The following is a 13,236-nucleotide window of genomic DNA, read 5'->3' on the forward strand; positions in this document are numbered from 1 at the left end:
CGATGAAGGTCCTGATCGTCTTTGCCCATCAGGAGGCGCAGTCGTTCAACGCTGCGCTGCTGGCGCGGTCGGTGGCGGAGCTGACCGCGCTCGGGCATACGGTCAAGATCTCCGATCTCTACGCCATGCGCTTCAACCCGGTCGCGACGGCTGGGGACTTTGGCGAGCGGCGGTTCCCCGACCGGCTGCAATATGACCGCGAGCAGAAATACAATCTGCAACAGAAGTCGCTCAGCGGCGACATCGCCGCCGAGATCGAGAAGCTGCTGTGGTGCGACCTCCTGATCCTGCAGTTTCCGCTGTGGTGGTTCTCGCTCCCCGCCATCATGAAGGGCTGGATCGATCGCGTCTTCGTCAACGGCGCGGTCTATGGCGCCGGCCGCCGCTACGACACCGGTGGCCTCGCCGGCCGCCGCGCCATGGTCGTGACCTCGACTGCAGCCTACCCCGGAATGTGCGCGCCCGACGGGCTGGTCGGCGCACTCGATGTGGTGTTGTGGCCGATCCAGAACGGCACCCTGGCCTATGCCGGCTGCAAGGTGCTGCCACCCTTCGTGTCCTATTCGGTGAATTTCGTCGACGAGGCGACACGGCACCGCTATCTCGACGACTATGGCGAACGGCTGCGGCAGCTCGAGACCACCGAACCGCTGTTCTTCCATCCGCTCGCGGATTTCGGCGAGGACTGGCGGCTAAAGCCGGGGATCGCGGCGCAGACGGTTGGGCAGGGCAAGCCGGCGGCGCCCGTGCGAACTGAACTAGACGAAGACGCCAGTATGCTCCCTCGCCCCGTTCTTACGGGGAGAGGGTCGGGGTGAAGGGCTCTCTCCGCGAGTCGTGTGCGTGAATAGACCGGTACCCCCTCACCCGGAACGCATCTAACGATGCGTTTCGACCTCTCCCCGCAAGCGGGGCGAGGTGAAGCGGAGCCCAACCTCCTCACATCCGCTTGGCGACTTCCTCCAGCATCACCTCGGTGGCGCCACCGCCGATCGTCAGCACCCGCGCGTCGCGCGCCATGCGCTCGATCGGCGTGCCGCGCATGAAGCCTGAGCCGCCATGCAATTGCAGGCAGCCATGCACGACCTCGTGCAGCACCTCCGGCGACAGCGCCTTCACCATCGACACTTCGCGCAGACACTCCTGCCCCGCCGTCGCAAGCTCGGCGGCCTGATAGGCCAGCGCGCGCGCCGCGGCCGCCTTCGCGGCGAGCTGGGCGAGCTTCAGCCGCACGCCCTGCTGGTTCCAGAGCGGGCCGCCGAACGCCTGCCGCGTCTTCACATAGTTTGCCGTCAGCTCGATCGCCTTGGCGGACTCGCCGGCGCAGATGCCGCCGATGCAGATGCGCTCGTTCTGGAAGGTCTCCATGATGCCATAGAAACCCTTGTTCTCCTCGCCGAGCAGATTTTCCGCCGGCACGCGCACGTCCTGGAAGGCGATCTCGGCAGTGTCCGAGCAGAGCCAACCATGCTTGTCGAGCTTGGTTGCCGTGATGCCCGGCGTGTTGCGCTCGACGATGAACAGCGAGATGCCGCGGCTGCCCTTGGCATGCGGGTCGGTGCGCGCTGCGACGATCAGGATGTCGCCATAGACCGCGTTGGTGATGAACATCTTTGCGCCGTTGATCACCCAATGATCGCCGTCGCGCCGCGCGCGCGTCTTCAGGCCAGCGACATCGGAGCCGGCATCGGGCTCGGTCACCGCGATCGAACAGACCGTCTCGCCGCGGATGATCGCGGGCAGGTATTTCTGCTTCTGCTCCGGCGTACCGCGCAGGCTGATGTGCACCGCCGACATGTCGGTATGCACCAGGATCGACGAGGTGAAGCCGCCGAAGCTCGAGCGTCCAAGCTCCTCGGCGAACACCATCGAGGCCAGCGGCCCCATGTCGGTGCCGCCATATTCGGCCGCATGGCGCATGCCGAGAAAGCCGAGCGCGCCCATGCGGCGATAGATCTCGCGCGGGATCTTGCCGTCGCGCTCCCACGCCTCGGCATGCGGCACCACTTCCTTCTCGACGAAGCGGCGCACCTGCTCACGCAGCATGCGTAGTTCCTCGGGCAGATTGGGCGGCTCCGGGAAATGGAATTGGGTCTCAGAGAGCTGGCGCGGATCCGACGTCATGACGTTCATTGTGGCGCCCTCTGATGGCCGATGTGAAGATGGTTGCGCAGAAAAACTGCGAGGGATGCGATCGCCTCTCGCGCCTGCGGAATCTCGGGGAACATCTGGAACACGTGGATCATGCCGTCCCAGACCTGGAGTTCGACGTCGCCGCCGGCGGCCTTGGCGCGCGCGGCAAGGTCCACTGAATCGTCGCGCACGGTTTCGCGGTCTCCGACCTGAACCAGGAGCGGCGGCAGACCGGTGAGGTCGGCATAAAGCGGCGAAGCCAGCGGATTACGGGGATCGCCGTCCTTGTCGAGATAGTTCTTGGCGAGCGCCAGGATCATCGCGCGCTGATGGATCGGATCGGCCGCGGCCCGGCTTTCGTAGCTCGCACCTGTCGCAGCGAGATCGGTCCAGGGTGACATCAGCGCGCCGGCCGCGGGCAGCGGAAGGCCACGGTCTCTCGCTGCCAGCATTGCAACGAGCACGAGATTGCCGCCGGCCGAGTCCCCGGCGAAGGCAATATCGGCAGGACGCAGTCCCTGATCGCAGAGATGCTGATAGGCAATCAGCGCATCATCGAGCGCCGCCGGAAAGCGGTGCTCCGGCGCTAGGCGATAATTGATCGAAAGCACACGACAGCCGGATGCATCCGCGGTCCGCGCGGCCAGGTCGCGATGCGACGCGACCGAGCCGATGCGGAATCCGCCGCCGTGAAAATAGAGAACCGCCTTGTCGCGCGGTGCGCCTCGCGGCACGAGCCATTCGCCGTCGATGCCGCCGGCGGAAACCGGCTGGCACGTCACCGGCACCGAGCAGCCGGCAAACGCCGCATCCCAATCGCTGCGCATCTGCGCTACCGATGTGTCGCGGGTCCAGCCGCAATAGATCGCACGCAGGCGCTCGATGGCGCGATCGACCGGCGTGATGGCGATATCGTCGCCTGCGCTGGCCATCTCAGCCGCCGATGCCCATGCCGCCGGACACGCCAAGCGTCTCGCCGGTGATGTAGGCGGCCTGATCGGAAGCCAGGAACAGCGCAGCGGCCGCAACCTCCTCCGGCTCGCCGAGCCGGCCGAGCAGCGTCGCGCCGGTCATCGCCTGCAGGATCTTGTCGCCGCCCTTTGCCACGGCCTGCTCCAGCATCGGCGTGCGGATCGGTCCCGGCGCGATCGCGTTCGCGGTGATGCGAAAGCGTGCATTCTCGCGCGCGATGCTCCTGGTGAACGAGATCACGCCGCCCTTGGCCGCGGAATAGACCGCGCCGCCCTTGGAGCCAAGCCGCGCCGCCTCCGAGGTGACATTGATGATGCGGCCGAACCGTGCCGCCTGCATCGCCGGCAGCGCGGCGTGGGTGCAGGCCAGTACCGAGGTGAGATTGACCGCGATCAGCCGCGCCCAATCCTCCGCCGTGGTGTCGGTGAAGAAGGCGTGCTGATCGACGCCGGCATTGTTGACGACGATGTCGAACGGGCCATCCTGCGCCATCACGGCCTGTACGGCCGTTGCATCGCTGACATCCAGCCCGGCGACGCCGGCGCCGGTCTCCCGCGCAAGCTCCGCGGCTGCGGCGACGTCGAGATCGGCGATCACGACCCTGGCGCCTGCTCCGGCAAAGCTGCGGACGATCGCCGCCCCAATGCCGCGTGCGCCGCCGGAGACGAAGGTGCGGCGGCCATCGAGACGCCCGAATGGCAAGGTGTCCGCCACGTCTCAGCGCCCCGTGAAGACAGGCTTGCGCCGCTCGATCACGGCGGCGAGCCCTTCGCGCGCATCGGCCATCCCCGAGAGCTCGGCCACGGTGCGCGCCTCTTCCGACAGGCACTGCTCGATGCTGGTGCCGGTGCCGGCCCAGACCAGCCGCTTGGTCGCCGCCAGCGCCTTCGGCGCACCGGCCGCAAGCTCACGTGCCAGCGCCAGCGATGCATCGGAAAGCTCCGCATCGGGCACGACCTTGGTGACGATGCCCATCTGCAACGCTTCCGCAGCCGGGATCACCGGGTTGGTCAGCAGGATCGACATCGCTCGCCGTAGGCCGACCAGCCGCGACAGCGTGACGGAGACACCGGCATCCGGCGCCATCGCCACCCGCGTCGCGCCGGCGAGGAATTTTGCCGATTCCGCCGCAATCACGATGTCGGAGGCGCAGACCAGGCCGAAGCCGCCGCCGCCCGCCGCAAAGCCCTGCACCGAGGCGATCACCGGCGCCTCCAGCCGCAGCAATCCGGTCACCGCGTTCTGCAGATACGCGGTGGCCTGGCGGATATAGTCGGGCAGCTTCTCGCCCTTGGAGGCGAAGGCGCGGACATCGCCGCCCGCGCAGAAATTCGCGCCCTCGCCGCTCAGCAGCACGACGCGCAAATCCGGATGGCCGTGGCAGACCATGATGGCGTCGCACAGCGCGCTCAGGAGTTCGGCGCTCATGCCGTTGGCCGCATCGGGGCGGTTGAGCCGCAGCCGCGCGACGCCGTCGCTGATGTCGAGCAGAACGGGGCCCTTGTCGATCATGGCGAAACCTTCCCTAAACCAGGAATGACAGCGTGTAGATCGCCTTGTCGTTGTTGACGAGGATGACCTTCTTGCTGGCCATCCGCAATTCGCCATCGACATGGCGCAGACGGTATTCGTTGCGCGCCGCCCACAGCGTGTCGTCGCGCAGGCTCGATTCGAAGATCAGGCTGTTGCTGGCGACCGCGATGTCGCCATTGTCAGGCTGCTCGTCCATCAATTCGATGTTGGAGATCAGCCGGCGCAGGTTCGACTGCGGCGTCTGCGTGAAATGCTTGCCGGTCATCAGCTGGCGGACCCGCAGCGCGATTCGCGAGCGGTTGTCGTAGATGATCGACATTTGCTGCTCCGGATCGATGTCGGCGCCGTTGGCCGGCACCCAATAGACGCCGTCGTCGGTCCAGAGCTTTTCCCAGGCCTCATATTGATGCTCGTCCTGCAACCGCGCCTCGCGATAGAGGAAGGCGGTGATGGCACTCATCAACGTGGCGCTGCTCTCGCGCGACAGCATCAGGCTGGCTCCATCAGCTTGCGATAATGGGTCCAGATGCCGCGCGACGGCACCTCGTCGGTGACGTGGCCGACCGTGAAGCCGAGCTCATCCTGCCGCTGGCGCTTCTCGCCGCGGCCGAGGAAGATCCACTCGGGATTGCGCGCCAGCACGCCGCGGTGGCAACGCTCGTACATCTCGGAATCATCCGCCAGCAGGAAGCCGGCGGGGCCGACTGAGCCCATGGTTTGCTGGCGCAGCCTGCGGTTCAGATCTGGGGCGCCCTTGAACTGCAGCGCGGTGACATGCTGCACGCTGTCGTCGACACCAAGCGGCTGGATCACGAACATCTGGATCTCGGCGATGAACAGGTTCGGGAAGATCATCACATGCGGCGTGCCGTCGATCATGATCTCGCGCGCCGCGGTGTCGCCATAGGCGGTCTTCATGCGCGCGGTGTAGTCCGGCAGCCGCTCCTCGCTGGTGCCGAACCAGCTCATCGGCTCGTCGCGCTTGCGGAATTCGGGCCGCAAATCGATCTCGGTATGGCCGTTGCCGTAGTCGCGCGTCAGCGCAGTCGAGGCGCCGCCGTAGAGCTTGCCGATCATGCTGTCGGCGACGCCGAAGATCGACGTGTGCACGAAGGCCGGGTGATAGCCATCGCACTCATTCTCCAGGATGAACTTCCAGTTCGCTTTCACGCGATGCTTGAGGAAACCCGCGGTGATCTCGACCTCGCCCTCGGGCGAAGTGCGCACCAGCCGATCGATGGTCTCGGCGGCACCGCCGAGATGTTCCTTCAAAGTCGGGCCATCGGCCGCGAACGAGCCGAACACGAAGCCGCGGTAGGATTCGACGCGCGTCACCCGCCCGAGCGCGAGCTGCGATTTGTCTTGCCCCTCGTAACCGTCCGGGAAGGCATAGCCGACCAGGCGGCCGTCATTGGCAAAGGTCCAGGAGTGGAACGGACAGGTGAACGAGCGCGCATTGCCGCGCTCAAACGAGCAGACCTGGTTGCCGCGATGCGAGCAGCGGTTGAGCAGCAGATTGACCTTGCCCTGCTCGTCGCGCGTCATGATCACGGATTGCGGGCCGATCGACTTGACGACGTAGTCGTTGGCGTTGGGCACCTCGCTCTCGTGCCCGACATAGACCCAGGTCCGGTACCAGATGTTCTTGAGCTCGGCCTCGAAGATCTCGGAATCGGTGTACAGCGATCCGTGCACCCGGTCGGGCCGGATCAGCCGCTCCCATGGCGAGACGCCGGTCATCATGTTCATCGCTCCGTCTCCCTCGCCGGCCGCTTGCCGCGGATGCTTTCACCGGCCGCCAATAATAATCCGAACGACCGTTCGGTCAATGAATAACACGTGCGAGGCGGGCCGGCAAGCTTCTTTGCTAACACCGCGGCTGAGTTCCGGAGCAGCGTGCAACGATGCAATCCCCGGTGGACCGCTGCGTGACTGGCTCAGCCCTGCGCCGCGCCGCCATCGCCGCCCGCGATCTGCTGCAGCATCGACTTCGGCGTCGTCGCAAGCTCGATCTTGAGCTGGTCGCAAATCGCCCGGCGCAGCAGCTGCTCGATCTCGGTCGCAGCATCACGATTGGCCGCACGCGCGCCCTCGCCGCTCGCCCAGAGCAGAAGCTGCCCCAGCTGCCGGTCGCCATCATCGCGCAGCGCTTCGATCGCGGCGGCGTCGGACATGTCGCTCGGGAGGCGCGGCAGCGCCGGAATCTCCGGATGCGCCGCGCCATCCGCCAATCGTTTGACCGCAGCGAAAGTATCGTCCTGCAGACGCACCTGCTCCAGCAGCGGCCCGGCCTTCCAGTCGGCCGCGAGCTTCAGCCCGTTCAGCGCATAGATGGCGGAGAACACCTGCCCGCGGACGAATTCGTCGTTGCTGTTCGGCACGACATGACTTTGCAGGGCATCGATGATGCCGTCGATCAGCCGCTCGAAGGATGCACTCATGCCGCGGCCTCCAGTGCGCGCTCGAAGGCCCGCACGATCGAGGGCATCTGGCTTGCCATCACCGCAAGGCGCAGGTCGTTGAAGCGATCGACCTCGAAGGCGCGCACTGCGCACATCTGGATCGCCGCCGCCTGATACAGCGCATAGGCCTCGTAGAAGGCGAGGCTCTTGTCCGAGACCGCAATGCCGGAGGCGCGCTGATAGAGATCGATCACCTCCGCGCGCTCGAGCACGCCATAGAGCTTCCGGCTCCTGGCATTGAAGGTCGGCATCATCGCCCAGGCCAGATCCTCATGGGGATCGCCCAGGTGAGTGAGCTCCCAATCGAGGATGGCAACGATCCGGCCACTCTGCTCGATGAAGTTCCCGATCCGGTAATCGCCATGCACGATGGTGCGGCATGGCGGCTGCGGGCAGTTATCTTCAAGCCAGCGTCCGCCCCAATCGAGCAGCGGATAATAGCGCGCGGTCGAACGCGCCAGCGACGCGCGCCAGCCGGCGATCGCGCGGACTTCGGCGCGCTCTCCGCCCTGTTGCAGCGATGCGAATGGCGTTGCGCCCGGGTCGATCCCGTGCAGCGACGCGAGGATGTCGACGAACTGCCGGGCGACCGCGCGCTTGTGGTCCGGATCGAGCTCGCTCGCCGCCCAGGGTGCGGGAACATCGCCCTCGACGTGCTCGCAGATGAAGAAAGGAAAGCCGATCTCGGCACCATGCTGTTCTGATAACACCAGCGCCGGAACCGGCACACCGCTACCGGCCAGCGACTGCAACGCATAGACCTGCGGCAGCACCGAGTAAGGTGCAAATAGCCCGTTCGGCGGACCGACGCGCAGGATCAGCCTGCGATCCCCGCCAACCGCCGAGCGCGCCACGAAAGCATAGGTGATCCAGGAGAAGCCCGACGATTTGCGGCCGAAGCTCTCGATCTCCGTCCGGCTCCCGGATATTCGCGACAAATGCTGCGCGAGCGCCGTCCGCACCGCGTCGTCATTGACCGCGACTGGACGAACAGGGTCCGGCGCGGCCGGCATATCATCGGATCGTTTGGCAACGTCCTGCATCAATTGACCGACCTCGTATAGCCCTGCCACTTCTCCTCGCGTAGCGCCGACTTCATGATCTTGCCGGAGCCGGTCAGCGGCAACGGCTCGAGACGGATGTCGACCGAGCGCGGGCATTTGTAGCCCGCGATCAGGGTGCGGCAATGCGCGATCACCATGTCGGAATCGAGCCGCGCACCGTCCTTCGGCACGACGATCGCATGCACCGCCTCGCCCCATTGCGGATCGGGCACCGCAATGACGGCGCATTCCCTGACTTGCTCGTGCTGGAAGATGGCGTTCTCCACCTCGCCGGAATAGACGTTCTCGCCGCCGGAGACGATCATGTCCTTGAGGCGGTCGACGATATAGACAAAGCCGTCCTCGTCCATCCAGGCGCCGTCGCCGGTGTGCAGCCAGCCGTTGCGCAGCACTCGCGCGCTCTCTTCCGGCTTGCGCCAGTATCCGAGCATCACGCCGGCGCCGCGGATCGCGATCTCGCCGACCGTGCCGCGCGGCACCTCGTTGCCCGCGAGATCGATGATGCGGACTTCGACGCCCGGCGCCGCCCGCCCTGCCGATTTGCGCTTTCCCGCCAGCGGTCCTTCGAGCGCGTGGTACTCCCACGGCAGGATCGTCGCCAGCGCCGCGCTCTCGGTCATGCCGTACCCTTGGTGAAAGCGCCAGCTCGGCAGCACGCGCATCAGCTTGACCAGCAGCGCATCCGGCATCGGAGAGGCGCCATATTCGCAATCCCTGACGCTGCTCAGATCATACGTGCCGAACGACGGATGATTGAGCATCATGTTGAGCATGGTCGGCACGAACAGGCAGTAGTCTACCCTGTGCTCGGCGATGGTCCGCATCGCGAGCTCGGGCTCAAATTTCGGGATCGTGACATGGGTACCCCCGACCAAAGTCAGCGCGATCATCGGCGAGGTGCCGGCCAGATGGAACATGCCAGCCGAGTGCAGATACCGCGTGTCCTCGCGGAAACGGAGCGCATAGATCCAGACCAGCGATTCATAGATGATGTTGGCATGCGACAGCATCACGCCCTTGGGGAAGCCGGTAGTGCCGCCGGTGTAGAAGATGCCTGCGAGATCGTTGTAGGCGCCGGAGGCATCCTCGATCGGCGCGTTCGCAACAAGCTCGTCATAGCCCTGCATGCCGCCGGGAACCTGTCCCTCGTCCAGATAGACCATCGCGGTGAGTGATTTCGCGCCACGCAGGCTTGATGCGATCTCGGCAAAGGCCTTGTCGACCAGCAACAGTTTTGGCGTGGAATCGTCGATCGCATAGGCATTCTCGGCGACCGCCCAGCGGGTGTTGAGCGGCACTGCGACCGCACCGGCCCAGGCGATGGCATAGAGCGCCTCGATATAGAGGTCGCTGTTGTGCGCGAGGATCGCAACGCGATCGCCGGCCTCGACGCCGAGCCGCCGCAGCCCGCCCGCGGCGCAGGCGACGCGACGGCCGATCTCCTTCCAGCTTCGCGACCGTCCCGCATGGATGGTGCCGGGCGCATCCTTGCGCAACTGCACCGCCGAGATGAGCGCCTGCGTCAGCTTCATGTTTCCTCCTCACCGCCATGCGGCCGCGTGCGCCTGCGGATGTTTCCGTCATGCGTGAAGCCGATACGCCGCCCGGAGATTTCAGTTGATAATCCGGACAGACGGTCTATTATTACACAGCCAACGCGACGGGTAAAGCCCTTGAAGGGACCGCCGTAGGGATCAACGAGCCCCGCAAAAGAGGGCGTCATGGGAGGGGAAGATGCGGAAGCCAATCGTCACGCTTGCCGTGTGGGCGTTCGCGCTCACCGGCGCGCTCGGAACAGCGAACGCCCAGAAGGCCTATGGGCCCGGGGTCAGCGACACCGAGATCCTGCTCGGCGCCAATGCGCCCTACAGCGGACCGGCGTCGATCTATGCGAGCTTCCCGAAGACCATGCTCGCCTATTTCACGATGCTGAACGAGACAGGCGGCATCAACGGCCGCCACATCAATTTCGTAACCCGCGACGACGCCTATAGCCCGCCAAAGACCGTCGAGGTGACGCGCGCGCTGGTCGAGAACGACAAGGTGCTCGCGATCATGGCGCCGTTCGGCACGCCGACCAACGCCGCGATCCAGAAATACCTCAACAGCAACGGCGTCCCGCAGCTCCTGGTGCAGAGCGGCGGCACGCGCTGGAACGATCCCAAGCAGTTTCCCTGGACGACGCCCTACTCGCCGACCTACGTCAACGAATCCCGGATCATCGCGCGCTACGTCCTGCGCGAGAAGCCGGACGCCAAGATCGGCGTGCTCTTGCAGGCCGACGACATCGGCAAGGATTTCGTCCTCGGCCTGAAGGAAGGGCTTGGCGCCAAGGCCGACACGATGATCGTCAAGGAGGCGATGTATCAGTCGACCGAGCCCACGATCGACTCGCAGATCGTGAATCTGAAGGCGTCAGGCGCCGACACCATCCTGATCGCCGCGCAAAACAAATTCGCTTCGATGGCGATCCGCAAGATTCACGAGCTCGGCTGGAAGCCGCTGATCTTCCTCGGCTCGACGGCGAATTCGATTGCCGGCGTGCTGGTGCCGGCGGGGATCGAGGCCTCCACCGGCATCCTGACCACGACCTCTTACAAGACACCCAACGATCCGGCCTGGGCCAATGACAAGGGCATGGCCGACTATCTCGCCTTCGCCGCCAAATACATGCCGGGGATGGACCCGAACGACGTGATCGCCGTGACCGGCTACACCACGGCCCAGCTCGGCGCGATCATCCTGCAGCGCTGCGGCGACAATCTCACGCGGGAGAATGTGCTGAAGCAGGCCACCAACCTCAGCGGCATCGAGCTGCCGATGCTGCTTCCGGGCATCACGATCCAGACCACGCCGCAGGATTACGCGGCGATCACCGAGCGCCGCTTCGCCCGCTTCGACGGCAAGACCTGGGTGCTTTTCGGCGACATCGTGGGCGCGGGCGCGGCCAAGGACTGACCGCGCGCCACCCGTCCGACTGACCGAACCGGCTCAAACACAAAGGACAAGAACAATGCTGACAGCCCAGGACGATCTCATCGGCCACCAGACGCCGCAGCCGTTTGCCAAGGCCGGCGGCGGAGACCCTAGATTTACCGAGCGCTACTGGTACACCGCGCATCCGATCGATGGCAGCGAATTGCTGCTCGACATCGGGCTCGGCTATTACCCGAACCGCAACGTGATGGACGGATTCGCCGGCATCACCATCGGCCGCCGCCAGCACAATTTCCGCGCCTCGCGCGGGCTCGGGACCCGTCCGCTCGAGACGGAGGTCGGCGGACTCAGGATCGAGATCGTCGAGGGCAACAGCCTGCACAGGGTCTCGCTCGCCGACAATCCGTCCGGCATCAGCTTTGAGCTCGAATTCAAGGCGAGCTTTCCGGCGGCGCAGGAGAAGCAGAATTTTCGCGAGCGCAACGGCGTCGTCGAGGAGGACCTCGCGCGCGTCTCGCAATTCGGCCGTTGGCGCGGCTGGATCGTCGCCGATGGCAAGCGCTATGACATCGAGCCGGAACTATGGTGGGGACAGCGCGACCGCTCCTGGGGCCTGCGCTCGGAGATGCGCACCGACGAGACCAGGCCGCCGGTCGCGACCCATCGCAATTTCTTCTGGACCTGGTCGATGTTCCAGTTTCCGCAGTCGGCGCTGTCGATCTTCATCAAGGAGCGCACGCCGGGCAAGCCGCATTACCTCTCGGGCAGCGAGTTCCGCCGCGAAGCCGACGGATCGGTTTCGCATCGCGAGGTGACCTCAGTCGAGCACGCTATCGAATGGGCCGACGATCCGCTCGGCCAGACCATCGCTGTGGCCGACTTCACCTTCAGCTTCGATCGCGGCGAGCCGCGTCGCGTCAAGATGCACGGACTGCCGACGCGATTTTATCTCAAGGCCGGCATGTATGGCGGCCTGCAAGGCTGGACCCATGGCGACGACCGCGGCGAGAACCATGCCGCGAACGACATCTGGAACCTCGACGACGCGGCGACGCGCGCCGTCGCACGCACGCTGTCGGACCATGTCGTCCGGCTCGAGAGCGGCAACGAGATTGGATTCGGCATCAGCGAATATGGCGTCGCCGCCGGCTATCCGCTCTATCCGGGACCGCAGAAATTCCCGGCGATGTGATGGACGGGCAAGACATCCACGCCGCGGAGGGTAATGAAGCCGCGTGCGATCCGTGGGACGACAAGGCAGCTGAGGCGCTGGTCTCGCTCGAGACCATTGCCCCGCTGCGCTATCGCAGCCGCTTCGGCGACGGCAACCTCAACGGGCGCTCTTACGGCGGCCAGATCCTCGGCCAGGCCATGATGGCCGCAACGCTCAGCGCGCCCGAAGATCGCCCGGCGGCGATGCTCCAGCTCTTGTTCCTGCGCGGCGCCGATCCCACCCGGCGCATCACCTTTGACGCGGAGGTTCTGCAGGACGGCAAGCGGTTCTCCTCCCGCCATATCGTCGGCAGCCAGGGGGACGGCCGTACCGTGCTGAGCGCGCAGGCTACGTTCTGCGCAGCCCAGCCGGGCCCGCGACACGCAGCGCCGTTTGCGCCGCCGGAAGATCCCGAAAGCCTGCCCGATCTGACCATGATCCCCGATGAGCTGATGGCGCAGTTGCGGCCGCTCGGTCCTTATTCGCCGCACATCAAGCCCAGCATGGATTTCCGCATCCCCGAGATCGAACGTCAGCTCTCGGCCGCGACGGCAGAGCCGCGCCTGCGCTTCTGGATCAGATGTCGGCAGCCGCTCGCCGCCGGTTCCCGCGCCCAGGCCGCGGTGTTCGCCTATCTCTCGGATTGGTGGCTCAACTTCTCCAGCGTCGGCGGCCATCTCCGCGAGCTGCAGTCACGCGCGCCGCTCTATCTGTCGAGCCTCAACCATTGCATCTGGTTTCATCGTGCATTCTCGCCCGACGCCTGGATGCATGTCGAGACCGAGAGCCCATGCGCAGATGGCGGCCGCGGGCTGTCGATCGCCCGCATCCATGACCTCGATGGGTCGATGCTCGCGACCTCGATCCAGGAAACCCTGATGGTGCATCAGGATGGCGATGCGTAGGTCACGCTGCAATTTTT

At 65.5% G+C, this 13,236-nt stretch carries 13 protein-coding genes; 4 read left to right on the forward strand and 9 right to left on the reverse strand.

Going from position 1 to position 13,236, the window contains the following annotated elements; translation table 11 throughout:
- The first annotated feature begins 2 nt into the window (after positions 1-2).
- Complete coding sequence (locus tag AAFG13_RS16865; RefSeq protein WP_342712695.1) at positions 3-818, forward strand: NAD(P)H-dependent oxidoreductase; 816 nt, start codon at positions 3-5, stop codon at positions 816-818.
- 121 nt (positions 819-939) lie between these two features.
- Here AAFG13_RS16865 and AAFG13_RS16870 read toward each other — a convergent pair whose 3' ends face one another.
- The 9 genes from AAFG13_RS16870 to AAFG13_RS16910 all read right to left on the reverse strand — a co-directional run bounded on the left by AAFG13_RS16870 (position 940) and on the right by AAFG13_RS16910 (position 9,696).
- Complete coding sequence (locus tag AAFG13_RS16870) at positions 940-2,133, reverse strand: acyl-CoA dehydrogenase family protein (protein WP_342712696.1); 1,194 nt, start codon at positions 2,131-2,133, stop codon at positions 940-942.
- Complete coding sequence (locus AAFG13_RS16875) at positions 2,130-3,065, reverse strand: alpha/beta hydrolase (RefSeq protein WP_342712697.1); 936 nt, start codon at positions 3,063-3,065, stop codon at positions 2,130-2,132. The genes AAFG13_RS16870 and AAFG13_RS16875 overlap by 4 nt, the downstream gene beginning before the upstream one ends.
- A 1-nt stretch (position 3,066) precedes the next feature.
- Positions 3,067-3,819, reverse strand: a complete 753-nt coding sequence (locus tag AAFG13_RS16880) for an SDR family oxidoreductase (protein WP_212311581.1) — start codon at positions 3,817-3,819, stop codon at positions 3,067-3,069.
- A 3-nt stretch (positions 3,820-3,822) separates the two neighbouring features.
- A complete protein-coding gene (locus AAFG13_RS16885) occupies positions 3,823-4,617 on the reverse strand; it encodes an enoyl-CoA hydratase-related protein (RefSeq protein WP_212311586.1) in 795 nt (264 codons plus the stop codon).
- Between the two features lie 13 nt (positions 4,618-4,630).
- Positions 4,631-5,128, reverse strand: a complete 498-nt coding sequence (locus AAFG13_RS16890; protein WP_342712698.1) for an aromatic-ring-hydroxylating dioxygenase subunit beta — start codon at positions 5,126-5,128, stop codon at positions 4,631-4,633.
- Positions 5,128-6,387, reverse strand: coding sequence for an aromatic ring-hydroxylating dioxygenase subunit alpha (locus tag AAFG13_RS16895; protein ID WP_212311589.1), 1,260 nt, complete (start codon positions 6,385-6,387; stop codon positions 5,128-5,130). The genes AAFG13_RS16890 and AAFG13_RS16895 overlap by 1 nt, the downstream gene beginning before the upstream one ends.
- A gap of 188 nt (positions 6,388-6,575) precedes the next feature.
- Positions 6,576-7,079, reverse strand: coding sequence for a hypothetical protein (locus tag AAFG13_RS16900; RefSeq protein ID WP_342712699.1), 504 nt, complete (start codon positions 7,077-7,079; stop codon positions 6,576-6,578).
- On the reverse strand, positions 7,076-8,113 hold the full coding sequence (locus tag AAFG13_RS16905; RefSeq protein ID WP_342712700.1) for a phosphotransferase family protein: 1,038 nt from the start codon (positions 8,111-8,113) through the stop codon (positions 7,076-7,078). The genes AAFG13_RS16900 and AAFG13_RS16905 overlap by 4 nt, the downstream gene beginning before the upstream one ends.
- Before the next feature lie 29 nt (positions 8,114-8,142).
- The gene (locus AAFG13_RS16910; RefSeq protein WP_212311592.1) at positions 8,143-9,696 is read right to left on the reverse strand and encodes a long-chain fatty acid--CoA ligase; all 1,554 of its coding nucleotides are present in this window, start codon (positions 9,694-9,696) and stop codon (positions 8,143-8,145) included.
- Between the two features lie 202 nt (positions 9,697-9,898).
- Between AAFG13_RS16910 and AAFG13_RS16915 the strand changes: the two genes are divergently transcribed.
- From AAFG13_RS16915 to AAFG13_RS16925, 3 genes are read left to right on the forward strand one after another with little or no spacing between them, the layout of a single operon-like run.
- Positions 9,899-11,122, forward strand: coding sequence for an ABC transporter substrate-binding protein (locus AAFG13_RS16915; RefSeq protein WP_342712701.1), 1,224 nt, complete (start codon positions 9,899-9,901; stop codon positions 11,120-11,122).
- Positions 11,123-11,177: 55 nt separating this feature from the next.
- Positions 11,178-12,293 carry a hypothetical protein gene (locus tag AAFG13_RS16920; RefSeq protein ID WP_342712702.1) on the forward strand — a complete coding sequence of 372 codons (1,116 nt, stop codon included), beginning with the start codon at positions 11,178-11,180 and terminating at the stop codon, positions 12,291-12,293.
- Positions 12,293-13,219, forward strand: coding sequence for an acyl-CoA thioesterase domain-containing protein (locus AAFG13_RS16925; RefSeq protein ID WP_342712703.1), 927 nt, complete (start codon positions 12,293-12,295; stop codon positions 13,217-13,219). The genes AAFG13_RS16920 and AAFG13_RS16925 overlap by 1 nt, the downstream gene beginning before the upstream one ends.
- Positions 13,220-13,236 lie beyond the last annotated feature (17 nt).

Origin of the sequence: Bradyrhizobium sp. B124, assembly GCF_038967635.1 — a bacterium.
Lineage (GTDB): Bacteria > Pseudomonadota > Alphaproteobacteria > Rhizobiales > Xanthobacteraceae > Bradyrhizobium.

What these genes read in the sequence shown, in the direction of transcription:
- AAFG13_RS16865 (WP_342712695.1), top strand. Translation starts at nt 3, where the DNA reads ATGAAGGTCCTGATCGTCTTTGCCCATCAGGAGGCGCAGTCGTTCAAC.
- AAFG13_RS16870 (WP_342712696.1), bottom strand. Translation starts at nt 2,133, where the DNA reads ATGAACGTCATGACGTCGGATCCGCGCCAGCTCTCTGAGACCCAATTC.
- AAFG13_RS16875 (WP_342712697.1), bottom strand. Translation starts at nt 3,065, where the DNA reads ATGGCCAGCGCAGGCGACGATATCGCCATCACGCCGGTCGATCGCGCC.
- AAFG13_RS16885 (WP_212311586.1), bottom strand. Translation starts at nt 4,617, where the DNA reads ATGATCGACAAGGGCCCCGTTCTGCTCGACATCAGCGACGGCGTCGCG.
- AAFG13_RS16890 (WP_342712698.1), bottom strand. Translation starts at nt 5,128, where the DNA reads ATGCTGTCGCGCGAGAGCAGCGCCACGTTGATGAGTGCCATCACCGCC.
- AAFG13_RS16895 (WP_212311589.1), bottom strand. Translation starts at nt 6,387, where the DNA reads ATGAACATGATGACCGGCGTCTCGCCATGGGAGCGGCTGATCCGGCCC.
- AAFG13_RS16900 (WP_342712699.1), bottom strand. Translation starts at nt 7,079, where the DNA reads ATGAGTGCATCCTTCGAGCGGCTGATCGACGGCATCATCGATGCCCTG.
- AAFG13_RS16905 (WP_342712700.1), bottom strand. Translation starts at nt 8,113, where the DNA reads ATGCCGGCCGCGCCGGACCCTGTTCGTCCAGTCGCGGTCAATGACGAC.
- AAFG13_RS16910 (WP_212311592.1), bottom strand. Translation starts at nt 9,696, where the DNA reads ATGAAGCTGACGCAGGCGCTCATCTCGGCGGTGCAGTTGCGCAAGGAT.
- AAFG13_RS16915 (WP_342712701.1), top strand. Translation starts at nt 9,899, where the DNA reads ATGCGGAAGCCAATCGTCACGCTTGCCGTGTGGGCGTTCGCGCTCACC.
- AAFG13_RS16920 (WP_342712702.1), top strand. Translation starts at nt 11,178, where the DNA reads ATGCTGACAGCCCAGGACGATCTCATCGGCCACCAGACGCCGCAGCCG.
- AAFG13_RS16925 (WP_342712703.1), top strand. Translation starts at nt 12,293, where the DNA reads ATGGACGGGCAAGACATCCACGCCGCGGAGGGTAATGAAGCCGCGTGC.